18 protein-coding genes are annotated in these 22,543 nt (G+C 59.7%); all 18 read left to right on the top strand.

The window, feature by feature from the left end; genetic code table 11:
• Positions 1-51 precede the first annotated feature (51 nt).
• The 18 genes from QMK47_RS08765 to QMK47_RS08850 all read left to right on the top strand — a co-directional run bounded on the left by QMK47_RS08765 (position 52) and on the right by QMK47_RS08850 (position 22,542).
• Positions 52-3,633, top strand: a complete 3,582-nt coding sequence (locus QMK47_RS08765; RefSeq protein ID WP_253472403.1) for a glycosyltransferase — start codon at positions 52-54, stop codon at positions 3,631-3,633.
• Between the two features lie 63 nt (positions 3,634-3,696).
• Entirely contained in the window at positions 3,697-6,591 is a 2,895-nt protein-coding gene (locus QMK47_RS08770) for a TIGR00180 family glycosyltransferase (protein WP_320390057.1), read from the top strand.
• A 332-nt stretch (positions 6,592-6,923) separates the two neighbouring features.
• A complete protein-coding gene (locus QMK47_RS08775) occupies positions 6,924-7,850 on the top strand; it encodes a ketoacyl-ACP synthase III (RefSeq protein ID WP_027912745.1) in 927 nt (308 codons plus the stop codon).
• A 278-nt stretch (positions 7,851-8,128) separates the two neighbouring features.
• On the top strand, positions 8,129-8,977 hold the full coding sequence (locus tag QMK47_RS08780) for a flagellin domain-containing protein (RefSeq protein WP_003199067.1): 849 nt from the start codon (positions 8,129-8,131) through the stop codon (positions 8,975-8,977).
• Positions 8,978-9,049: 72 nt separating this feature from the next.
• Positions 9,050-9,415 carry a flagellar protein FlaG gene (locus QMK47_RS08785; RefSeq protein ID WP_258690581.1) on the top strand — a complete coding sequence of 122 codons (366 nt, stop codon included), beginning with the start codon at positions 9,050-9,052 and terminating at the stop codon, positions 9,413-9,415.
• Positions 9,416-9,497: 82 nt separating this feature from the next.
• On the top strand, positions 9,498-10,928 hold the full coding sequence (gene fliD / locus QMK47_RS08790) for a flagellar filament capping protein FliD (RefSeq protein ID WP_320390058.1): 1,431 nt from the start codon (positions 9,498-9,500) through the stop codon (positions 10,926-10,928).
• Positions 10,929-11,059: 131 nt separating this feature from the next.
• A complete protein-coding gene (gene fliS, locus QMK47_RS08795; RefSeq protein WP_214510733.1) occupies positions 11,060-11,455 on the top strand; it encodes a flagellar export chaperone FliS in 396 nt (131 codons plus the stop codon).
• A gap of 11 nt (positions 11,456-11,466) precedes the next feature.
• Positions 11,467-11,763, top strand: coding sequence for a flagellar protein FliT (locus tag QMK47_RS08800; RefSeq protein ID WP_072408529.1), 297 nt, complete (start codon positions 11,467-11,469; stop codon positions 11,761-11,763).
• A 169-nt stretch (positions 11,764-11,932) separates the two neighbouring features.
• Complete coding sequence (locus tag QMK47_RS08805) at positions 11,933-13,408, top strand: sigma-54 dependent transcriptional regulator (protein WP_003199076.1); 1,476 nt, start codon at positions 11,933-11,935, stop codon at positions 13,406-13,408.
• 110 nt (positions 13,409-13,518) lie between these two features.
• Positions 13,519-14,727, top strand: coding sequence for a sensor histidine kinase (locus QMK47_RS08810; RefSeq protein ID WP_413817772.1), 1,209 nt, complete (start codon positions 13,519-13,521; stop codon positions 14,725-14,727).
• 5 nt (positions 14,728-14,732) lie between these two features.
• A complete protein-coding gene (gene fleR / locus QMK47_RS08815; RefSeq protein WP_320390059.1) occupies positions 14,733-16,115 on the top strand; it encodes a sigma-54-dependent response regulator transcription factor FleR in 1,383 nt (460 codons plus the stop codon).
• A 223-nt stretch (positions 16,116-16,338) separates the two neighbouring features.
• The gene (fliE, locus tag QMK47_RS08820; protein ID WP_003199082.1) at positions 16,339-16,665 is read left to right on the top strand and encodes a flagellar hook-basal body complex protein FliE; all 327 of its coding nucleotides are present in this window, start codon (positions 16,339-16,341) and stop codon (positions 16,663-16,665) included.
• Between the two features lie 15 nt (positions 16,666-16,680).
• Entirely contained in the window at positions 16,681-18,465 is a 1,785-nt protein-coding gene (gene fliF, locus QMK47_RS08825; protein WP_253472420.1) for a flagellar basal-body MS-ring/collar protein FliF, read from the top strand.
• On the top strand, positions 18,458-19,477 hold the full coding sequence (gene fliG / locus QMK47_RS08830) for a flagellar motor switch protein FliG (RefSeq protein ID WP_018611787.1): 1,020 nt from the start codon (positions 18,458-18,460) through the stop codon (positions 19,475-19,477). The genes fliF and fliG overlap by 8 nt, the downstream gene beginning before the upstream one ends.
• 7 nt (positions 19,478-19,484) lie before the next feature.
• A complete protein-coding gene (fliH, locus tag QMK47_RS08835) occupies positions 19,485-20,330 on the top strand; it encodes a flagellar assembly protein FliH (RefSeq protein WP_253472423.1) in 846 nt (281 codons plus the stop codon).
• Positions 20,320-21,678, top strand: a complete 1,359-nt coding sequence (gene fliI / locus QMK47_RS08840) for a flagellar protein export ATPase FliI (protein ID WP_063322402.1) — start codon at positions 20,320-20,322, stop codon at positions 21,676-21,678. Before fliH ends, fliI begins: the two co-directional genes overlap by 11 nt.
• 6 nt (positions 21,679-21,684) lie before the next feature.
• The gene (fliJ, locus tag QMK47_RS08845) at positions 21,685-22,134 is read left to right on the top strand and encodes a flagellar export protein FliJ (protein WP_003199091.1); all 450 of its coding nucleotides are present in this window, start codon (positions 21,685-21,687) and stop codon (positions 22,132-22,134) included.
• A 102-nt stretch (positions 22,135-22,236) separates the two neighbouring features.
• A complete protein-coding gene (locus QMK47_RS08850; protein WP_214510738.1) occupies positions 22,237-22,542 on the top strand; it encodes an STAS domain-containing protein in 306 nt (101 codons plus the stop codon).
• Position 22,543 lies beyond the last annotated feature (1 nt).

Consider the following 22,543-nt stretch of genomic DNA (forward strand, 5'->3'; position numbering starts at 1 on the left):
GGACGTCCTGCTCTCGCCTGAGTTGGCGCCCACCGGTTGAGAGCCAAGCGTGTGAAATCAGCTCCTCTTGTCAGCATTGCCATCCCCGCGTTCAACCCACGCTTTTTCCGCCTAGCCTTGCAAAGTGCGCTCGAGCAGACCTACGAGAACCTTGAGATTGTCATCTGCGACGATTGCCGCACCGATGAAATCGAGCAGATCGTCCAGGAACTTTGCGCGGGCTCCAAGGTTGCGATGCGCTACCTGAGCAACCCGACCCGGCTGGGCTTCCAGCAGAACCTGCTGCGCTGTCTTGAAGAGTCCCGGGGCGAGTTCATCAAGTTCCTGTGCGATGACGACCAGTTGCTGGCGTTCTGTGTCAGTCAACAGGCGGCCATCCTGCAGGAGCATGCCCAAGTATCGCTGGTGATCAACAAGCATCATTTAATCGATGCAGACAACTACGCCTTGCCGGTCCGTGTTGAAAACACGGGCATCACGCAATTCGATGCGCTGTTCAACGGCAATGACATGCTGGCGTACTTCGAAAAAACCACCCGTAATATTCTCGGTGGTTTGAGTGGTGCATTGATGCGCCGCGCAGATGTCGAGGCCTTGTTGCCAGCGTTGGCGCGGCCCGGCGAAGGCTTCGAGGCAGTCCTCGATTTTGCCTTGTTCATCTGCCTGTTGCGCCGGGGTAATCTGGTCCAGCTTTACGCCGAGGGAAGCGGCCAGCGGTTGCATCCAGAGCGCCTGGGGCTTCAGTTCAAGATGCTCGAAGCTGCCACGGTGGAACTGACATGGCTCAAGGAAATGCTGGCCCAGCGCAGCGGCGAGCCGGCGCCAGCCAGCGGCTGGGTGCGTTACCAGTCCTTGGGGCAGCCCAAGGAGCCAGGGGCGCCCGAGTGGGAAGAAATCAACGTCTACTCGGTCATTGCGACTCGCCAGGGCGTCATCGGCTCGCAAGTCGGCACTGATATCGAAAGCTACGCAGACCTCTATGCGCAGTGGTTGACGTGTCGACGTTTCAGTCCATTGCGCAAACAAGTCTTGTCCCGGCAGATTGCCCGCTGGGCCTATCGTCCGATGATCATCCCCATCATCGTCGATGAGCAGGACGATCCTTATGCGTTGGGCATTACCCTGCAGAGTATCGCTGCCCAAGCCTATGCCTGCGAATCAGTGCTGCTGCTCTCCAATGGTCGCCAGGCTGTGGACAACCATGTCCTGCGCCTTGGCCTGCAAGCGGACTGGGCGCAGCAGCTCAACGGGCTGTTGCCTCAACTGGACGGCGCCGATTGGTTCTACCTGCTGCGTGCCGGCGATCGCTTGACGGAGTCGGCTCTGCTGATCATGGCCGATCGGATTGTCAGCTCGCCAGCTGCTGCCTGTCTCTACAGCGATGAAGGTGCGCTGGTGGATGACAAGTCGGTGGAGCCGATCTTCAAGCCCGACTTCAATCTCGACCTGATGCGCGGTTATCCCTATGTCGGTCGGACACTGGCTTTCGAGCGTGCGCGATTCCTGGCTTCGGGTGGATTCGATTCGAGCCTGGGCGAATTGGCGCCCCATGACTTGATCTGGCGACTGGTGGAAACGGATGGGCCGCAGGTCATTGGTCATATTCCGGAAGTCCAGGTCGAGTCGACGTTTTCGTTTGCCAAATGGCTGTCGTTGTCGGAAGTCATCGAGCAAAACGCCCGGCTGATCGAAGCTCATCTACAGCGTATCGGCGTGCCGCACCGGCTTCACCCAGGGCCGCTCCTGGCGTTGATCCCGCGCATCGAATACCTGTTCGCCGAGCGACCACTGGTGTCGATCATCATCAGCGTCAAGGATGACCTGAGCGCGCTGGAGCGTTGCGTCAACAGCCTGATCAGTACGACCGCGTATCCGCACTACGAAATCATCATTGTCGATAACGCCAGTGAAAGCGCCGAGCTGCAGCATTGGCTGCGAGCCATGGCCGAGCTGGGCAGCGAAACGTTGCGAATATTCTTGCACCCGGGAAGCGGCAGCGAAGCGGTGATCCGCAATTTCGCCGCACAGCATGCCCGCGGCGAATACCTGTTGTTGCTCGACCCCAATTGCATTGTGCTGGAAGCTGCCTGGCTGGATGAGTTGCTCAATCAAGGACAACGTCCCGAGGTCGGTATCGTGGGGCCTCGTACACTCAACCAGCAAGGCCGGGTCATCGACTCCGGCATGATCATGGGGCTGGGAGGGTTGGCGGGCAGGGCCTTCGTCAACGAATCGGTCACGTCTGGCGGCTATATGCAACGCTTGCAGACGGTGCAGAACTGGAGCGCTGTCGGCGATCACTGCCTGTTGGTGCGCAAGCAGGTGCTGGAGGAGGTCGGTGGGTTCGATGAGTCGATCACAACGCAGCGCATCAACTCTCTGGAGTTATGCCAGCAGGTGGGGAAAAACGGTTACCTGATCGTCACCACACCTTACAGTGATGTCGTGCTGGCGTCCGGCATGGAAGCGAGTCGTGATCCTTCGTGGAAAGAGCGGCTGGAGCATGAGCAAGAGGCGTTCTATCAGCGCTGGTTGCCCAGGATCGCCAACGATCCTGCCTACAACCGTAACCTGACCCTGACCGGGAAAAGCTTCAGTCTCGAGCCCGGACCACGCACCGGCTGGAATCCGTTGATCACCCGCAACGTACCTTCGATCCTGGGGTTGGCGGTCAATACCTCGGCGGTGGGGCATTACCGGGTCAGCCAACCGTTGTTCGAACTGGAAGCGGCTGGGCGAATCGTGGGGCGTGTTGCCTACGATACGCCTTCGATCATCGACATCGAGCGCCAGTCACCGGATGTGATCGTGCTTCAAGGTCGCTATAACGTGGGTAAATTCAAGGACATCGCTCAAGTCAAGACTTACTCCAACGCCATGCGCATCTACGAATTGGATGACTACATCGCCAGGGTCCCGGAGAAAAACGAACACCGCCGCAATATGCCGGACAACCTTGAGGACTTGCTGCGACAGGGGATCGGCCTGTGTGATCGGGTGGTGGTGTCCACCCATCCATTGGCAGACGCTTTGTCGAGCATGCACCACGATATCCGCGTGGTGCCCAACATGCTGGCTGCCGGCCTGTGGAATCAGCTTAGAAGCCAGCGTGCAACCTCCAGCAAGCCGCGTATCGGTTGGGGGGGCGGCACCAGCCACCGTGGCGACCTGGAGCTCATTGCCGATGTGGTTCGGGAGCTGGCCGACGAAGTTGAATGGGTTTTCTTTGGCATGTGCCCCGATTTGCTCAAGCCCTATATCCATGAGTTCCATCCTGGCGTGAGCCTGGCGCTTTATCCGGCAAAACTTGCCAGCCTGAATCTCGACTTGGCCTTGGCGCCGTTGGAATTCCATATTTTCAACGACTGCAAAAGCAACCTTCGCCTGTTGGAATACGGTGCGTGCGGCTATCCGGTCATTTGTTCGGATACCGAAGCCTATCGGGGACACCTGCCTTGCACCCGGATCCTCACCAACAGCGCCGAAGAATGGCTGGAGGCAATCCGTATGCACCTGGCGGATCCGATTGCCAGCTACCGGATGGGCGACGAATTACGTGAAGTGGTGCTGCGCGACTTTATCTTGCGCGGCGATAACTTGCAGTACTGGGCCAATGGTTGGCTACCGGATTGATGAGTTTCAACCGCGAAACTCCCGGTGTCGCTGATGCGACCACCCACTTGTTAAGGAATGAATATGCAAAGCAATGTCCCAACAGGATCGACTGCGCCGTTGAATGAACGGTTTACCCTGGTGCTGCTCGCTCACGACCAGTCGACTGCCCTGCGGCGGGCGTTGCGCTACTACCGCGACAGTTCGTTTGCGGTGCTGGTGATCGACTCATCGAGCATGATCGATGCCGATATCACGGTAGAGTTCCCCAGCGTGCAATACCTGCACGCACCCACGGCCATTGGTTTCGGCGACAAGGTTCGCCAGGCCGTCGAGCGAGTTGCCACGCCTTACCTGGCGATTGCCGATACCGAAAGTTTCCTGCTGCCCCAAGCGCTCGAGCAATCGTTGAGTTTCCTCGACGCACACGCTGAATACGGCGCTTGCCAAGGCTACAGCCTGGCGTTCGAGGCCCATGCCGACCGTGTCGACTATTACCTGCTCGATCGCAAGGGCTGTGAAGATTATTCCGGCGCATCGGCCGAAGCCCGGCTCGCCGTGTTTACCGAGGATTGCCCGTCATTGGTCAGTGCACTCACGCGCACTGAAACGCTGCGGCGCAGTTACGCTTCGCTGCCCGTCGGTTTTGATTCGCGGTTGCAGGAGGCCGGCCATTGCTTTGGCTTGGTGACGGATGCAAAGGTTCGCTTGCTGGACATTCCTTATGGTGTGCACGAGCGCAGTCGCGTGGCGAAGCCACGGAACCCGGTTGGCATGGCGCCTGGTGCCGAGGACTTGCGAGCAGTCGCTGAACAGGAACGCATGAGCACTATGCTGGCCGACGCCTTTGGCGCGGCTGCTTCGGCGCGGGAGCATGCCCGGGCCATACTCAAGAAGCTGGTCGAGCGTTCGGTGCCGCAGGCTGGGAAACTGTTCGAGTCGACCTGGGATTCGCGGCGTGGCGAACCGGTTCGTCGTTTCGAACCGACGCAATACGTTGAGTTGCCATTTTATAACCAGGCTTTTTTCGACGTGCTTACTTCGCTGGAATTCCTGCTTCATGCGGCGCCAAGCGGGCAGGTGCAGTTGAAGGAGCTGGAAGCGGTCATGCTCAAGCAGAAAGAGCTGTCTCGCCCCCAGCGCAACACCAGCGCCGAGCCGCTTGATGAACAACTGGCAAGGGCTTTCCTGAGCTATGCCTTCAACCAGGATCTGGTGAAGCAACTGCTCGAGGTCATGCGAGCCAAGGGTGACACGCGCTACGTGCAGATGCTCCAGGCCTGGGAGCAACGACTCAAGGCAGCGGCATATGAAAATACCGCAAGGTTGTTCGACGCCACGCGCTCCGGTCAATTGCTGCGCTGGCTCGAAGCGCGTGAACCGAGCGCCAGTGAGGCGCAGAAAGTGTCCAAATACCTGGCCGCTCGCAACGGTGGTCCTACGTTCGGTATTTTGATCCTGGATCTGGAGGCCGATGTCTTCAAGATGCAGGCAACCTTCGACAGCGTGATCAATGGCTATTGCCGGGCGTTCAAGATTGTCGTGTTCACCACTGGCGACCTGCCGGCGGAGACCACACCGCAGAACGTCCTGCATTTCGTCAAAGTCAACGAAAGCAATTACGTCGACAAAATCAATCAGGTTGTCAGCCAAAGCGATTGCGATTGGATGGTCATGGCCGAGGCCGGCGATGAATTGACGCCGGGTGGCCTGTTCCGCGCGGGTGTGGAATTGCTGGCCGCGCCACAGTGCCAGGCCGTGGCGATGGATGAGTTCCAGCGCCAGCCTGACGGGACGCTGGCCGACGTCTTCCGGCCGGGGTTCAACCTTGACTTGCTGCAAAGCGCCCCGGCCTTGATGGCCCGTCATTGGTTGGTACGCCGCGAGACATTGGTAAAACTCGGCGGTTATTCGCGCGAGTTCAAGAACGCATTGGAGTTCGACCTGCTGTTGCGCTTGATCGAGCAGGATGGCCTGGAGGGGCTTGCCCACCTGGATGAGCCTCTGCTGATTTGCCAGGCCCCTGCGGTGGAAGATAACGCCGATGAGCGCAAGACATTGCTGCGTCACCTGGCGGTTCGGGGTTATCAGGCTGACGTGAGCGCGGTCGTGCCGGGCACGCACAAAATCGACTACCGCTTTGCCGATCGCCCCATGGTGTCGATCATCGTCCATGGAATTGGCGATCTGACAGCGCTACAACGTTGCCTGCTCAGCGTACTGCAGCGCACTCGATATCAGCGCTACGAAGTATTGGTTCCCACCGGGGCGGCAAACCATTCCGTGCTGCGCACCTGGCTCAACGGCCAGGGGCAGCAGGCCAGTCGCGTTCGGTTGTTGGATATCGAGTCGGGTGCCGCGACGGGGGCCTTGATCAACGCTGCCAGCCAGGAGACCAAGGGCGACTATCTGGTGACACTGGCGGCCGACAGCGAAGTGATCAACGTCAACTGGATCGAATCGCTGCTCAATCAGGCCTTGCGGCCGGAGGTGGGCGTGGTCGGCGCCAAGCTGGTCGAGCGCGATGGGCGTATCACCCAGGCCGGCCTGATTCTGGGCCTGAATGACGAAGTGGGCTCGGCCTTCATCGGCGAGCCGAAGACCGCCAGAGGCTACATGAACAGGTTGGTCGTGGAGCAGAACTGTTCGGCGGTGTCTTTTGCCTGCTTGATGATTTCCAAGCAGTTGTTCAACGCTGCTGACGGCATAGACAGCGAGCTGTTCGACGATGCCTTGGGTGACGTGGATCTGTGCCTCAGAGTCGGCCAGGCCGGGTACCTGACGGTATGGACGCCCCATGTGCAGGTGATCCAGTCCGGCGTGCTGGCGAGTACGCCAGAGGCGCGTGCGGCGCTGCGTGAGAAGTGGTCCGAAGCGCTCGCCCAGGATCGCTTCTACAACGGCAACCTGGCATTGCAAGGTGCTGGTTTTACCCTGGGACCGGTGCGCAACGTACCCTGGACCGACTTGCTGGTATAACCCCCCGCCTTGCGAGGCATTTCATCGACGCCGGCAGCTAAAACCTGCTGGCGTTCTTGCCCAATTACCCCGCCATTCTCAAGACTCCTGTCCAGTGTCCGATGCCGTCGCGGGAAATGACGCGGCTTCGTTTGTCATGAAAAAATGCCCCTCCAGGACAAAACGGCGTGACGCATAGGTCATAAAGTGCATCTTCACTGTATTGTATTCCCCGGAGTGGAGGCCCGTTCGTTTGCCGGATAAGGCGTCCGCCCTTGGAAATCAACCATTTTTGAAGCGCCCCTGAGCTTTTGGGGGTGAACCTAGTCGCAGTACATGATCGGGAAGCCATGATGATTGGCATAAAAAGCATAGCGAGTTATGTGCCGACCGCTGGTGTGGATAACTACGCTCAGGGTGCCAAATTCGAGAAGGATGAAGAATTCATCCTTGGCAAGATTGGTTCGGCGTTCCTGCCGCGCAAAGACGCTGACCAGGAAACCTCGGACCTGTGTGTCGAAGCAGTGAATGCATTGTTCGCCAACAACCCGCAGCTTTCGCGCGAATCCATCGACGCATTGATCGTTGTCACCCAGAACGGTGATGAAGAAGGGCTGCCGCACACGGCCGCCATCGTGCAGGACAAACTCGGGCTGCCGACCCATGTGGCGGCGTTCGACATATCGCTGGGCTGCTCGGGCTACGTGTACGGCATCTACGCCCTGAAAGGCTTCATGGAGGCCGCAGGGCTGAAAAACGGGCTGCTGGTGACCGCCGACCCGTATTCGAAAATCGTCGACCCTGAAGACCGCAACACCACCATGTTGTTTGGCGATGCCGCCACCGCCACGTGGATGGCCGAGGGCGCCAGCTGGCAGTTGGGCAAGGCCAAGTTCGGCACCGATGGTTCCGGCGCGCCGCACCTGAAGGTCAGTGACGGGGTGTTTTTCATGAACGGCCGCCAGGTCTTCAACTTCGCCCTGTTGAAAGTGCCCGCTCATTTGCACGAACTGCTGGACGAATCGTCACTGCAAGCCAGTGACATCGATGCGTTCTGCATTCACCAGGGCAGCGCGGCGATTGTCGATGCCGTGGCGCGGCGTTTCGAGGGTGAGCCTGAGAAGTTCATCAAGGACATGGTCGAGACCGGCAATACCGTGTCGTCGAGCATTCCGCTGCTGCTGGAAAAGCACGTCCTGGATGCTGACTGGAAGCGCGTGGCGATCAGCGGTTTCGGTGTGGGCCTGTCGTGGGGCTCGGCGATTCTTTATCGCGATTGATCGAATCACGTTTTTCCAATAGCGCTTCAGGTTGGCCTGGGGCGCTTTTTTTTTGGCCCGCGATTTTGTCCTGCGGTTTCTTGGCGCCATTTTTCGGGCTTTATCGCGCGACTAAAGCCTTGTTTTTCAAGGGGTGGCAGTCTGCTAGCAAATATTTTGAAAAAAGCCCTCAAGCAAGTTCCTAATCCGACGATAACTATTACGAAGGTTCTCTAGGCCACACCCCGGCGGTTGCCAAGGGCCGGAAGCCGCAGTACCCAACCAACGAGGAATTCGTCATGGCTTTAACAGTAAACACCAACACCACTTCGCTGAACGTTCAGAAGAACCTCAACCGTGCTTCCGACGCTCTCTCCACTTCGATGACTCGCCTGTCTTCCGGCCTGAAAATCAACAGCGCCAAAGACGACGCCGCCGGCCTGCAGATCGCTACCCGCATGACCTCGCAAATCCGCGGTCAGACCATGGCGATCAAAAACGCCAACGACGGTATCTCCATGGCGCAGACCGCTGAAGGCGCGATGCAGGAGCAGACCAACATTCTGCAACGTATGCGTGAACTGGCCATCCAGTCCCGTAACGATAGCAACAGCGCAACCGACCGTGTCGCTCTGAACAAAGAGTTCTCGCAGATGAGCGACGAACTGACCCGTATCGCCAACAGCACCAACCTGAACGGCAAGAACCTGCTCGACGGTACTGCTAGCACCATGACCTTCCAGGTTGGTTCGAACACTGGTACTGACAACCAGATCTCCCTGACCTTGAGCGCCAGTTTCGACGCTGCAAGCCTGGGTGTTGACTCGGCAATCACCATCATTGGTTCCGACAGCGCTACCGCTGAAACCAACTTCTCGGCCGCCATGGACGCAATCACCAGCGCGATCGACACCATCAACAGTGCTCGTGCTGACCTCGGTGCTGCACAAAACCGTTTCGCCAGCACCATCTCCAACCTGCAGAACATCAACGAAAACGCCAGTGCTGCACTGGGTCGCGTACAAGATACCGACTTCGCTGCTGAAACTGCACAACTGACCAAGCAGCAGACTCTGCAGCAAGCGTCTACTTCGGTTCTGGCCCAGGCCAACCAACTGCCATCCGCTGTACTGAAGCTGCTTCAGTAATAGCCGGATGAGTTTTAGCGGGGGAGTGCGCTTGCGTGCTCTCTCGCTTTTTCCGTTCAAGAGGTGATGGACATGGATATGAGCGTGAAGCTGAACTTGTCTTATCCAGCGGCGAAGCCGGCACCGACAGTGGTCGGCAAGCCAGTGGAGAAGCCTCAAGCCGAGGTTGCTACCGTGACACCGGTCAAGGAAGCGCCTAAAGACGCTGCCGCCGAGCAGGACAAACTCAAGAAGGCCGTTCAGGAAATCGAGAAGTTCGTTCAGTCGGTCAAGCGCAACCTGGAGTTCTCTATTGATGAGCCTTCAGGCAAAGTAGTGGTCAAAGTGATTGCCAGTGGTTCCGGTGAAGTGATTCGCCAGATCCCGAACGAAGAAGTTCTGAAGCTGGCCAACAGTTTGAATGATGCAAACAGCTTGTTGTTCAGCGCCGAAGCCTGACAACTGGCACGAATTTTGTTGCTATGTCCTTTTGGGCGTTGTAAGGGTCAAAAGGCCGGCGACACACTGAAGGGAGTCCCACATGGCAAGTCCAATTCTACCTGGCTTGGGTTTAGGCTCTGGCCTTGATACCACTGCGATCGTCAAGGCGCTGGTCGATTCCGACAAGGCCGCCAAGCAAGGTCAGATCACCCGAGCGACGACGACGACTTCCAACAGTATCTCCGGGGTGGGCACCCTGAAGTCGTTGTTGGCGGCTTTCAATACCGCGATGAAGGACTTGTCCAGCACAACGACTCCGCAATTCTCGGGTTTTGCTGCGACATCCTCTGCCCCCACAGTGCTCACGGCCACCGCCAGCAACTCGGCGGTGGGCGGGACCTATGCGATCAAGGTCAACAATATCGCGACGGCTTCCAAGGTCACCTCGGCGGCCTTTGCTGGCGGTACTAGCAGTGCCATCCCGAGCGGCACGCTGACCATCGCGCAGAACGGCGTCAACTACAACCTCAATGTGGGGGCCGGTGCGACCCTGCAATCGGTTCGCGACTCGATCAATGCCGACACTTCACTCAAGGCTGCGGGTTTCAGTGCCAACATCATCACCGACTCTTTCGGTTCGCGCCTGGTGCTGGGTTCAAGCACGACCGGCGCCGGTTCCGACATCTCGGTAAGCGGCATCGCGGGGCTGGAGATCGATGGGACGAACGTCGTGGGTGCTGGCGGTGCTGCGCTGACGGCCACTTCGGCGGGCGCCATCGGTGCCCTGGCCCAGGATGCCAGCTTCACCGTCGATGGCATGCTGCTGACCAGCAAGAGCAATACGGTCAGCACGGCGATTTCCGGGTTGACCTTGAACTTGCTCAGTGACGGACCGAGCGCCAGTTCAACCGTCACCGTGGCGCCGAACAACGATGGCCTGAAAGCCTCGATCCAGAAATTCGTCGATGCCTATAACGCGATCGCCAATAGCATCACCGCACTGACCAAGCCGTCGCTCGACGATGATGGGAAGCTGACGGTGCCGGCAAAATTGACCGGTGACGCGTTGCCTCGCTCGCTGCTGGCGGCGATTCGAACGCCCTTGTCTGAAACCGGCGCTGGCGACAAGCTGACGTCGCTGGCCCAGTTGGGTATTACCACCGATCAGAAGACGGGTGCGCTGAACTTCAATAGCGTCAAGTTCACCGAAGCGATGAACGATAAAAAGCTCAGCGGTGAAGTCCAGACGTTGTTCACGGGTACCAACGGCCTGCTGGAGCGCATGGGCAAGGCGATCGAACCCTTCACCCAGACCGGTGGCGTCCTCGATCAGCGGACCACGGCGCTGACCAAGACCCAGACCCGCCTGAAGAACGATCAGGAGGCTCTGGATCGTCGGGTCGAGACCCTGACCGCTGTGCTGACTAAAAAGTACAACGATATGGATACCCTGGTCGGCAAGCTGAAGGCCACTGCGAGCAATATCACCTCGATGTTCGAGGCGATGGCGGCACAACAGAAAAACAGCTGATTTCGACTGACGAAAAAAAGCCCGGCAACGTTTTGACAACGTTCCGGGCTTTCGGCTTTTCGACCTAAAGTTTTTTGACGCAGCGTCGATACGCTGTTTATACGAACCGAAGATTTTTGATGAGGTAGAACATGAATCCGATGTTGGCCCTTCGCCAATACCAGAAGATTGGCGCCCAAGCGCAAACCTCCGAAGCAAGTCCCCATCGTCTTGTGCAGATGCTCATGGAAGGCGGGCTGGACCGCATCGCCCAGGCCAAGGGCGCGTTGGAGCGCAAGGATATTGCAAACAGAGGCATCCTGATCAGCAAGGCCATCGGCATCGTCGGTGGTTTGCGTGAAGGCCTGGACCTGGAAAACCAGGCCGAGTCGGTCGCTGAGCTGGATACTCTTTACGCTTACATGATGAAACGCCTGGCTGAAGCCAACGTCAAGGCCGATCCGAAGATCCTCGACGAAGTCGCCGGTCTGCTTCGCACGGTCAAGGAAGGCTGGGATGCCATTGCCACACCTGGTCCGCAATTCTAAGGAGTGCTCTCATGAGTCTTGTCCTGCAGCGAATCGAACACACCCGTGATGCCTTGGTTGATGCCCTGGCCGAGCGAAACTGGGAGGCCATCGGTCAGTTGGACCTGGCTTGTCGTTCCTGCATGGAAGATGTCCTGAGCGAGTCTGAGGTGGACGAGGCGGCGTTGCGCAATAATCTTGAGGAGTTGCTGGGGGTGTATCGGCAATTGCTGGAGGCGGCGACGGGAGAGCGTCAGGCGATCGTCGACGAGATGCAACAGATCCATCAAGCACAGAACGCGGCAAAGGTTTACCATCTGTTCGGTTAATACTCAGTTAATCCGAGCTTGTTGCGCCATAAATTTGACTGTGCACGGTTTTTTGACTTAACTAGTAACTGTTTACAGATTTAAGGCGTCTACAGGCATGACAAGTCTGCAAGCGTCTAGCTTGCCCCCTAATTTCGGGCATTGGGTTGACTAGGGAAGTTGCTATTGCATGTGGCGTGAAACCAAAATTCTCTTGATCGATGACGATAGCGTCCGCCGCCGCGACTTGGCGGTGATCTTAAATTTTCTTGGCGAAGAAAATTTACCTTGCGGAAGCCATGACTGGCAGCAGGCCGTCGGCTCCTTGTCGTCCAGTCGCGAGGTCATTTGCGTCCTTATCGGGACCGTGAATGCCCCCGCAACGCTATTGGGCTTGCTAAAGACACTCTCAACCTGGGATGAGTTCCTTCCGGTTTTGTTAATGGGCGAAAATTCTTCCCTTGACTTGCCTGAAGACCAGCGTCGCCGAGTACTTTCCACGCTCGAAATGCCGCCCAGCTACAGCAAGCTGCTTGATTCGCTGCATCGCGCGCAGGTTTATCGCGAGATGTACGACCAGGCTCGTGAGCGCGGCAGGCATCGCGAACCCAACCTTTTCCGCAGCCTCGTCGGCACCAGCCGGGCGATCCAGCACGTGCGCCAGATGATGCAGCAGGTCGCCGATACTGACGCCAGCGTGCTGATCCTGGGCGAGTCGGGCACCGGCAAGGAAGTGGTTGCGCGCAATCTGCATTACCACTCCAAGCGCCGCGAAGCGCCGTTTGTGCCAGTCAACTGTGGCGCGATCCCGGCCGAGTTGCTGGAGAGCGAGCTGTTTGGCCATGAGAAGGGCGCCTTTACCGGCGCGATCACCAGCCGCGCCGGGCGTTTCGAACTGGCCAATGGCGGCACGCTGTTTCTCGACGAAATCGGCGACATGCCGCTGCCGATGCAGGTCAAGCTGCTGCGGGTCCTGCAGGAGCGCACCTTCGAGCGCGTGGGCAGCAACAAGACCCAGAGCGTCGATGTGCGAATCATTGCTGCAACGCACAAGAACCTCGAGAGCATGATCGAGGTTGGCAGTTTCCGCGAAGACCTCTATTACCGTCTCAACGTTTTCCCGATCGAAATGGCGCCGCTGCGTGAGCGGGTCGAAGACATCCCGTTGCTGATGAACGAACTGATCTCGCGCATGGAGCACGAAAAACGCGGTTCGATCCGCTTCAACTCGGCGGCGATCATGTCCCTGTGCCGCCATGGCTGGCCGGGCAACGTCCGTGAGCTGGCCAACCTGGTGGAGCGCATGGCGATCATGCACCCGTACGGGGTGATCGGCGTGAATGAATTGCCGAAGAAATTCCGCTACGTCGACGACGAAGACGAGCAAATGGTCGACAGCCTGCGCAGCGATCTGGAGGAGCGGGTGGCAATCAACGGCCACACGCCGGACTTCACCGCCAATGCCTTGCTGCCACCGGAAGGCCTCGATCTCAAGGATTACCTGGGCGGCCTGGAACAAGGACTGATCCAGCAGGCGCTGGACGATGCCAACGGCATCGTGGCCCGCGCCGCAGAACGCTTGCGCATCCGTCGTACCACCCTGGTGGAGAAGATGCGCAAGTACGGCATGAGCCGTCGCGAAGGAGATGAACAGGCGGATGATTGACGCCTGTTTTCCAACCGCCTGATTTTCAGGCGGTTTTTTTTCGGCACGGGTATTGCTATAGCCCTCGCAACGTTCCGTTTAACTGACGGTCAGCCAAGCGAGAGAGCACGATGACCCAAGCCGCCCAGATGTCGCCTGTCCCCGAACCGGGACACATGCCGTCCGCCGAGCAGGCGAGCCGGCTTGGACTTGAGCAGGCATTTTCGCTGTTCAACCAGATGTCCAGCCAACTGACTGATTCCTACAGCCTGCTCGAAGCTCGGGTCACCGAGCTCAAGGGTGAGCTGGCCGTGGTCAGCGCCCAGCGCATGCAGGAGCTGGCGGAAAAGGAACGCCTGGCTAATCGTCTGCAAAATCTCCTCGACCTGTTGCCCGGTGGCGTTATCGTCATCGACGCCCACGGCCGTGTGCGCGAAGCCAACCCCGCGGCTTGCGAGTTGCTCGGCCTGCCGTTGGAAGGCGAGCTGTGGCGGCATGTCATTGCCCGCTGCTTTGCGCCCCGGGAAGACGACGGTCATGAAGTGTCCCTCAAGGACGGTCGGCGCCTGTCCATCTCGACGCGCTCGCTGGATGCCGAGCCGGGGCAGTTGGTGCTGCTCAATGACTTGACTGAAACCCGGCACCTGCAAGACCAGTTGGCCCGCCATGAGCGCCTGTCTTCCCTGGGGCGGATGGTAGCGTCGCTGGCCCATCAGATTCGCACGCCGCTTTCTGCCGCGCTGCTCTATGCCAGTCATTTGACTGAACAGCAATTGCCGATGGAAACCCAGCAACGGTTCGCCGGACGCTTGAAAGAGCGCCTGCACGAGCTGGAGCATCAGGTGCGCGACATGCTGGTATTCGCGCGCGGCGAGTTGCCGTTGACCGACCGTGTCACCCCCAAGGCCCTGCTGCAATCGCTGCAGGCAGCGGCGTTGACCCATGTGCAGGAGCTGCCGATCCGCTGGCAGTGCGACAGCCACCTCGGCGAAGTGTTGTGTAACCGCGACACGTTGGTGGGCGCGGTGTTGAACCTCATCGAAAACGCGATCCAGGCCAGCGACGGCGACGTCCGGCTGAAAGTGCACTTATATACACGCGACAACACCTTGCGCCTGTGTGTCAGCGACAACGGCAGTGGTATCGAGCCGGTCGTCCTGGCGCGCTTGGGCGAGCCATTCTTCACCACCAAGACCACTGGCACCGGCTTGGGCCTGACCGTGGTCAAGGCTGTGGCGCGGGCCCATCAGGGAGAATTGCGACTGCGCTCGCGCCTGGGCCGTGGCACCTGTGCGACGGTGTGCTTGCCGCTGTTTTCCAATGCGCCAGGGGTGGAGTGAAAGCAATGGCGATCAAGGTGTTGCTGGTTGAGGATGACCGGGCCCTGCGCGAAGCGCTGGCCGACACGCTGGTGCTGGCCGGGCACGACTACGTCGCCGTCGGTTCGGCGGAAGAAGCGCTGCTGGCGGTGGGGCGCGTAGCATTCAGCCTGGTGGTCAGTGACGTCAATATGCCGGGCATGGACGGCCATCAATTGCTCGGCCTGTTGCGCGCCCGTCAGCCGCAACTGCCGGTCCTGCTGATGACCGCTCACGGCGCCGTCGAGCGCGCGGTGGACGCCATGCGCCAGGGCGCTGCGGATTATCTGGTCAAGCCGTTCGAGCCAAAAGCCCTGCTGGACCTGGTCGCACGTCATGCCTTGGGCAGTCTCGCGGTCGAGGGCGAAGGTCCGGTGGCCATCGAGCCGGCCAGTGCGCAACTGCTGGAATTGGCCGCGCGGGTGGCGCGCAGCGATTCAACCGTGTTGATTTCCGGCGAGTCCGGTACGGGCAAGGAAGTGCTGGCGCGCTATATCCATCAACAGTCCCGGCGCGCCAGCGAACCGTTCATTGCCATCAATTGCGCGGCGATTCCCGACAACATGCTCGAGGCGACACTATTCGGGCACGAAAAGGGTTCGTTCACGGGGGCCATCGCGGCCCAGGCCGGTAAATTCGAACAAGCCGACGGCGGCACGATCCTGCTCGATGAAATTTCCGAAATGCCGATGGGCTTGCAGGCCAAGTTGCTGCGGGTATTGCAGGAGCGGGAAGTGGAGCGGGTCGGTGCGCGCAAGCCCATCAGCCTGGACATTCGCGTGGTGGCGACTACCAACCGCGACCTGGCCGGCGAAGTGGCGGCGGGGCGGTTTCGTGAGGACCTCTATTACCGCCTGTCGGTATTCCCGTTGGCTTGGCGTCCGTTGCGCGAGCGCACCGCCGATATCCTGCCGCTGGCCGAGCGTTTGCTGAACAAACACGTCAATAAAATGAAGCATGCGGCTGCGCGGTTTTCAGCGCAGGCTCAGGCTTGTCTGGTTGCCTACCCGTGGCCGGGCAACGTTCGGGAGCTCGATAACGCCATCCAGCGGGCCTTGATCTTGCAGCAGGGCGGCTTGATCCAGCCGGAGGATTTCTGCCTGGCGGGCCCGGTGGCCTGCGCGCCATTGCCTGCCTTGACGCCGGCACCGGCAGCAGCGCCGGATGTCGAGAGCGATTCGGTCGGCGCCTTGGAGGACGATCTGCGGCGTCGCGAGTTCCAGATGATCATCGACACCCTGCGCGCCGAACGCGGTCGGCGCAAGGAAGCGGCCGAACGCCTGGGGATCAGCCCGCGCACCCTGCGCTACAAGCTGGCGCAAATGCGCGACGCCGGCATGGACGTGGAGGCTTACCTGTTCGCCAGTTGAATAAGCACCAAAAATCCCTGTGGGAGCGAGCTTGCTCGCGATAGCGGTACATCAGTCGCATTGATGCCGGATGTGCCTGGGTCATCGCGAGCAAGCTCGCTCCCACATGGGTTCGTGCGCGTATTTGTTTTCCATCGCCATGGAGCTGGCACCCTTGTTGCTAATACCTGAATACCCGCTGAGTAAGTGTCAAAAAAATGCGGGCCGCCAGAGAGAGTAGACCATGAGCCAAGGTATTGAATTTAATCGGTTGATGTTGGACATGCGGGCCATGCAAATGGACGCCATGGCCCAGCCTAAATCGGTCGCGGTCCCCCAGGTGGGTGGCAGCAGCTTTTCCGACATGCTCGGTCAGGCCGTCAATAAAGTGAACGATACCCAGCAGGCATCGAACCAGTTGGCCAGTGCTTTCGAGATTGGCAAAAGTGGCGTCGACCTGACGGACGTAATGATCTCCTCGCAGAAAGCCAGTGTCTCGTTTCAGGCGTTGACCCAGGTTCGTAACAAACTGGTTCAAGCCTACCAAGACATCATGCAGATGCCGGTTTAAGGAAATTATTGAGTCATGGCAGAAGCAGCCGTTGATAACGTTCCGGCCAAGGCCACTCCGGTAGACGGCAAACCGCCGCTGTTCGGTCTGTCCTTCCTGGAAAATCTCTCCGAGATGACCATGCTGCGTCAGGTGGGCCTGTTGGTCGGCCTGGCTGCCAGCGTGGCGATTGGTTTTGCCGTGGTGCTGTGGTCCCAGCAGCCGGACTACCGGCCGCTGTATGGCAGCTTGGCGGGCATGGACGCCAAGCAAGTCATGGAAACCCTGGCTTCCGCCGACATTCCTTACACTGTCGAACCCAATTCCGGCGCGTTGCTGGTCAAGGCCGATGACGTTGCCCGTGCGCGCCTCAAGCTCGCAGCGGCTGGCGTGACGCCTACCGATGGCAACATCGGTTTCGAGATCCTCGACAAGGACCAGGGCCTGGGCACCAGCCAATTCATGGAAGCGACCCGTTATCGTCGCGGCCTGGAAGGTGAGCTGGCGCGGACCATTTCCAGCCTGAACAACGTCAAGGGCGCCCGTGTGCACCTGGCCATCCCGAAAAGCTCGGTGTTCGTGCGCGATGAGCGCAAGCCCAGCGCTTCGATATTGGTCGAGCTGTATTCGGGCCGCTCCCTGGAGCCAGGCCAAGTGCTTGCCATCATCAACCTGGTGGCGACCAGCGTGCCTGAGCTGAGCAAATCGCAGATCACTGTGGTCGACCAGAAAGGCAATCTGCTGTCCGATCAGGCGGAAAACTCCGAACTGACCATGGCCGGCAAGCAATTCGATTACAGCCGTCGCATGGAAGGCATGCTGACCCAGCGGGTGCACAACATCCTGCAACCGATCCTGGGTAATGATCGCTACAAAGCCGAAGTGTCGGCCGATGTCGACTTCAGTGCCGTCGAGTCCACTTCCGAGCAGTTCAACCCGGACCAACCGGCGTTGCGCAGCGAACAGTCGGTGAATGAACAGCGTACCGCCAGCAATGGTCCGCAAGGCGTGCCGGGTGCCCTGAGCAACCAGCCGCCATCGCCGGCCAGCGCGCCGCAGACCACCGGTGGCGCCACGGCCGCCGCCGGCATGGTGCAGCCAGGCCAGCCACTGATCGATGCCAATGGCCAGCAGATCATGGACCCGGCCACCGGCCAGCCGATGCTGGCGCCGTATCCGGCCGACAAGCGTCAGCAGTCGACCAAGAACTTCGAGCTTGACCGCTCCATCAGCCACACCAAGCAGCAGCAGGGCCGTTTGACTCGCCTGTCGGTCGCCGTGGTGGTGGACGACCAGGTCAAGGTCAACGCGGCCAACGGCGAAACCAGTCGTGCGCCATGGAGCGCCGACGAATTGGCGCGCTTTACTCGCCTGGTGCAGGACGCCGTCGGTTTCGACGCCAGCCGCGGCGACAGCGTCAGCGTGATCAACGTGCCGTTCTCCCTGGAGCGCGGTGAAGTGGTCGCCGATATTCCGTTTTATTCGCAACCCTGGTTCTGGGATGTGGTCAAGCAAGTACTGGGTGTGCTGTTTATCCTGGTGCTGGTGTTTGGCGTGCTGCGCCCGGTGCTCAACAACATCACCGGTGGCGGCAAGAACAAGCAGTTGGCAGGTTTTGGTGATGTCGAGCTGGGAGGCATGGGCGGCCTGGATGGCGAATTGGCCAACGATCGCGTCAGCCTCGGCGGGCCGCAGAGCATTCTGCTGCCAAGCCCGAGCGAAGGCTATGACGCTCAGTTGAACGCCATCAAGAGTCTGGTGGCAGAAGATCCGGGTCGTGTGGCCCAGGTCGTGAAAGAGTGGATTAACGCAGATGAGTGATAATCGAGCCGCTGTTGCCAAATTGTCCCGGGTCGACAAAGCCGCGATCCTGCTGCTGTCCCTGGGTTCGACCGACGCTGCCCAGGTGCTGCGTCACATGGGGCCCAAGGAGGTCCAGCGTGTGGGCGTAGCCATGGCACAAATGGGCAACGTACACCGTGAGCAGGTCGAGCAGGTGATGAGTGAGTTCGTCGACATCGTCGGCGATCAGACCAGCCTGGGCGTCGGTTCCGACGACTACGTGCGCAAGATGCTCACCCAGGCACTGGGCGAGGACAAGGCCAACGGCCTGATCGACCGGATTCTGCTGGGCGGCAACACCAGCGGCCTGGACAGCCTCAAGTGGATGGAGCCGCGGGCGGTTGCCGACGTGATCCGTTACGAGCACCCGCAGATCCAGGCGATCGTGGTGGCTTACCTCGACCCGGACCAGGCCGGTGAAGTGCTGGGCAACTTCGACCACAAGGTGCGCCTGGATATCATCCTGCGGGTGTCTTCGCTCAACACCGTGCAGCCGGCGGCCCTGAAAGAATTGAACCAGATTCTCGAGAAGCAGTTCTCGGGCAACTCCAATGCCGCGCGCACCACCCTGGGCGGCATCAAGCGTGCGGCGGACATCATGAACTTCCTCGACAGTTCGATCGAAGGTCAGTTGATGGACTCGATCCGCGAGTTCGACGAAGACCTGTCCGGTCAGATCGAAGACCTCATGTTCGTGTTCAACAACCTGTCCGATGTCGACGATCGTGGCATCCAGGCGCTGTTGCGCGAAGTGTCGTCCGACGTGCTGGTACTGGCCCTCAAGGGGTCGGACGAAGGCGTCAAGGAAAAGATCTTCAAGAACATGTCCAAACGGGCGGCCGAACTGTTGCGCGACGATCTCGAGGCCAAGGGCCCGGTACGCGTCAGCGATGTGGAAACCGCACAGAAGGAAATCCTCACCATCGCCCGCCGCATGGCCGAAGCCGGAGAGATTGTTCTCGGTGGCAAGGGCGGCGAAGAGATGATCTAAGGTCGTTATGTCTGCCAAGAGTGATGAAGCACCCAGCGACCTGATCCGCGCCCGTGACGTCGGTGGTTTCGACGTCTGGTCGCTGCCCAGCTTCGACCCCCATGTTCCCGAGCCTGAGCCGGAACCGGTGGAAGAACTGCCGGAGCCGGAGGAAGTGCCGCTGGAAGAAGTCCAGCCACTGACCCTCGAGGAAGTCGAGGGCATTCGCCAGGAAGCCTACAACGAAGGCTTTGCCGTGGGTGAAAAGGAAGGCTTCCACAGCACCACGCTCAAGGTCCGCCAGGAAGCCGATGTGGCGTTGACGGCCAAGCTCCGTGCCTTGGAATCGCTGATGCTCAACCTGTTCGACCCTATTGCCGAGCAGGACACCCAGATCGAGAAATCTCTGGTGGGGCTGGTGCAGCACATCGCCCGGCAAGTGATCCAGCGCGAACTGGCCATCGATTCGACCCAGATCGAACATGTCATGCGCGAAGCGCTCAAGTTGTTGCCATTGGGCGTGGGCAACGTGCGGCTGTACATCAATCCCCAGGATTTCGAGCTGGTCAAGGCCCTGCGCGAGCGCCATGAAGAAACCTGGCGCATCGTCGAGGATGCTTCGCTGCTGCCCGGCGGTTGCCGTGTGGAAACCGAACACAGCCGCATCGACGCCACCGTTGAAACCCGCATCAGCCAGATCATGGCCAAATTGTTCGACCAGTTGCACGAACAGGCCCTGCATCCGGCCGCTCCCGACCTGAGCCTGGAGTTGCCGGACGAACCCCTGATCAGCGCTGATGCCGCGCCGGCCGATGCTGGCTTGGATGTACCTGAATTGGATGCTTCTGCATTGGACAGCCGCGATGCGCCTTGAGCGAACCAGTTTCGGCAAGCGCCTGGGCAGCTACGCCGAGGCCAGCGAGCTGGCCGGCCAACCGATCCTGGAAGGCCGCCTGCTGCGCATGGTCGGCCTGACCCTCGAAGCCGAAGGTCTTCGTGCCGCCATGGGCAGCCGTTGCATGGTGATCAACGACGACAGCTATCACCCGGTGCAAGTCGAAGCCGAAGTCATGGGTTTCTCCGGCAGCAAGGTCTTCTTGATGCCAGTGGGCAGCGTCGCTGGCATCGCCCCGGGTGCGCGCGTGGTGCCCCTGGCCGACAACGGTCGCCTGCCCATGGGCATGAGCATGCTCGGGCGCGTGCTGGACGGGGCCGGACGAGCCCTGGACGGCAAGGGCGGCATGAAGGCTGAAGACTGGGTGCCGATGGACGGCCCGACGATCAACCCCCTCAAGCGCGACCCCATCAGCGTACCGCTGGACGTGGGCATTCGCTGCATCAACGGTTTATTGACGGTCGGACGCGGCCAGCGCCTGGGCCTGTTTGCCGGTACCGGGGTGGGCAAGAGTGTGCTGCTGGGCATGATGACCCGCTTCACCGAGGCCGACATCATCGTGGTGGGGCTGATCGGCGAGCGGGGTCGTGAGGTGAAGGAATTCATCGAGCATATTCTCGGCGAGGAGGGGCTCAAGCGTTCGGTGGTGGTGGCTTCGCCTGCGGACGATGCGCCATTGATGCGCCTGCGGGCAGCCATGTACTGCACGCGCATTGCCGAGTACTTCCGCGACAAGGGCAAGAATGTCCTGTTGCTGATGGATTCGCTGACCCGTTTCGCCCAGGCCCAGCGGGAAATCGCCCTGGCCATCGGCGAGCCGCCGGCCACCAAGGGCTATCCGCCTTCGGTATTCGCCAAGCTGCCGAAGCTGGTGGAGCGCGCAGGCAATGCGGAAAAGGGCGGCGGTTCCATCACCGCGTTCTATACCGTGCTGTCCGAAGGCGACGACCAGCAGGACCCCATTGCCGACTCGGCCCGGGGCGTACTTGACGGGCACATCGTGCTGTCCAGGCGCCTGGCCGAAGAAGGGCATTACCCAGCCATCGACATCGAGGCGTCCATCAGCCGGGTCATGCCGTCGGTGATCAGTGCCGAACACATGAAGCGGGCCCAGCAGTTCAAGCAGTACTGGTCGCGCTACCAGCAAAGCCGCGACCTGATCAGCGTCGGCGCCTATGTCCCCGGCGGTGATCGCGAGACCGACACCGCCATCAGTCTTTACCCGTCCATGGCCGTTTACCTGCGCCAGAGCCTGAACGACAATATCGGCATGGGCGCCAGCGAAGCACACTTGCAGACTATTTTCGCCCCGGTCTCAGGCACGTAACCGGCCATGGCCACGAGTCGTGCGGCACGCCTGGCACCGGTGGTGGATATGGCGGAAAAGGCCGAGAAGACCGCCGTCCAGCGCCTGGCGTATTTCCAGGGCCAGGTCAAAGTCGCCGAAAGCAAGCTGGCAGACCTCGAAAACTTTCGACTCGAATACCAGGAGCAGTGGATCGCCCGGGGCGCCCATGGGGTTTCCGGCCAGTGGTTGTTGGGTTACCAGGGATTCCTCGCGCAGTTGGGTACCGCTATCGACCAGCAGCGCCAGAGCCTGGTCTGGCACCAGAACAACCTGGAGAAGGCCCGCCAGAGCTGGCAAGAGGCGTTTGCCCGGGTCGAAGGGTTGCGTAAACTGGTGCAGCGCTATATTGATGAGGCGCGGCAACTGGAAGACAAGCGCGAACAGAAACTGCTGGATGAATTGTCCCAGCGCCTGCCGCGCCAGAATCCCTATTGATGAGAAGCCAGGAGTTTGTCGGATGATCGAGGCAAAACCTTGCTCAGACCTCTACCTGATGCTACACCTTGTACACGTATGTCCATGACAGGGAAGCTGAACATGTCAGTCGTTACAGAAGTATCCCAAGATGGGAAGAAGTTGACGATTTCGATCGAAGGTCGATTCGATTTCGGACGGCACCAGGAGTTTCGCGAGTCTTACGAGAGACTCAATAGCAAGCCCGAGTCCATTGTGGTGGATTTGAAGAAGGCCACCTATCTCGACAGTTCCGCCTTGGGCATGCTCTTGCTGTTACGCGATCATGCCGGTGGCGACGAGTCGGACATCCGGGTCGTCAACAGCAGCAGCGACGTCAAGAAAATCCTTGCGATCTCCAATTTCGACAAGCTGTTCGACATCAGTTGAT

It is taken from the genome of Pseudomonas sp. P9_35 (assembly GCF_034008205.1).
Lineage (GTDB): Bacteria > Pseudomonadota > Gammaproteobacteria > Pseudomonadales > Pseudomonadaceae > Aquipseudomonas > Aquipseudomonas kilonensis.

What these genes read in the sequence shown, in the direction of transcription:
- fliD (WP_320390058.1), top strand. Translation starts at nt 9,498, where the DNA reads ATGGCAAGTCCAATTCTACCTGGCTTGGGTTTAGGCTCTGGCCTTGAT.
- QMK47_RS08775 (WP_027912745.1), top strand. Translation starts at nt 6,924, where the DNA reads ATGATTGGCATAAAAAGCATAGCGAGTTATGTGCCGACCGCTGGTGTG.
- fliI (WP_063322402.1), top strand. Translation starts at nt 20,320, where the DNA reads ATGCGCCTTGAGCGAACCAGTTTCGGCAAGCGCCTGGGCAGCTACGCC.
- fliE (WP_003199082.1), top strand. Translation starts at nt 16,339, where the DNA reads ATGAGCCAAGGTATTGAATTTAATCGGTTGATGTTGGACATGCGGGCC.
- fliS (WP_214510733.1), top strand. Translation starts at nt 11,060, where the DNA reads ATGAATCCGATGTTGGCCCTTCGCCAATACCAGAAGATTGGCGCCCAA.
- fleR (WP_320390059.1), top strand. Translation starts at nt 14,733, where the DNA reads ATGGCGATCAAGGTGTTGCTGGTTGAGGATGACCGGGCCCTGCGCGAA.
- QMK47_RS08800 (WP_072408529.1), top strand. Translation starts at nt 11,467, where the DNA reads ATGAGTCTTGTCCTGCAGCGAATCGAACACACCCGTGATGCCTTGGTT.
- QMK47_RS08770 (WP_320390057.1), top strand. Translation starts at nt 3,697, where the DNA reads ATGCAAAGCAATGTCCCAACAGGATCGACTGCGCCGTTGAATGAACGG.
- fliJ (WP_003199091.1), top strand. Translation starts at nt 21,685, where the DNA reads ATGGCCACGAGTCGTGCGGCACGCCTGGCACCGGTGGTGGATATGGCG.
- fliH (WP_253472423.1), top strand. Translation starts at nt 19,485, where the DNA reads ATGTCTGCCAAGAGTGATGAAGCACCCAGCGACCTGATCCGCGCCCGT.
- fliF (WP_253472420.1), top strand. Translation starts at nt 16,681, where the DNA reads ATGGCAGAAGCAGCCGTTGATAACGTTCCGGCCAAGGCCACTCCGGTA.
- fliG (WP_018611787.1), top strand. Translation starts at nt 18,458, where the DNA reads ATGAGTGATAATCGAGCCGCTGTTGCCAAATTGTCCCGGGTCGACAAA.
- QMK47_RS08785 (WP_258690581.1), top strand. Translation starts at nt 9,050, where the DNA reads ATGGATATGAGCGTGAAGCTGAACTTGTCTTATCCAGCGGCGAAGCCG.
- QMK47_RS08780 (WP_003199067.1), top strand. Translation starts at nt 8,129, where the DNA reads ATGGCTTTAACAGTAAACACCAACACCACTTCGCTGAACGTTCAGAAG.
- QMK47_RS08805 (WP_003199076.1), top strand. Translation starts at nt 11,933, where the DNA reads ATGTGGCGTGAAACCAAAATTCTCTTGATCGATGACGATAGCGTCCGC.
- QMK47_RS08850 (WP_214510738.1), top strand. Translation starts at nt 22,237, where the DNA reads ATGTCAGTCGTTACAGAAGTATCCCAAGATGGGAAGAAGTTGACGATT.
- QMK47_RS08810 (WP_413817772.1), top strand. Translation starts at nt 13,519, where the DNA reads ATGACCCAAGCCGCCCAGATGTCGCCTGTCCCCGAACCGGGACACATG.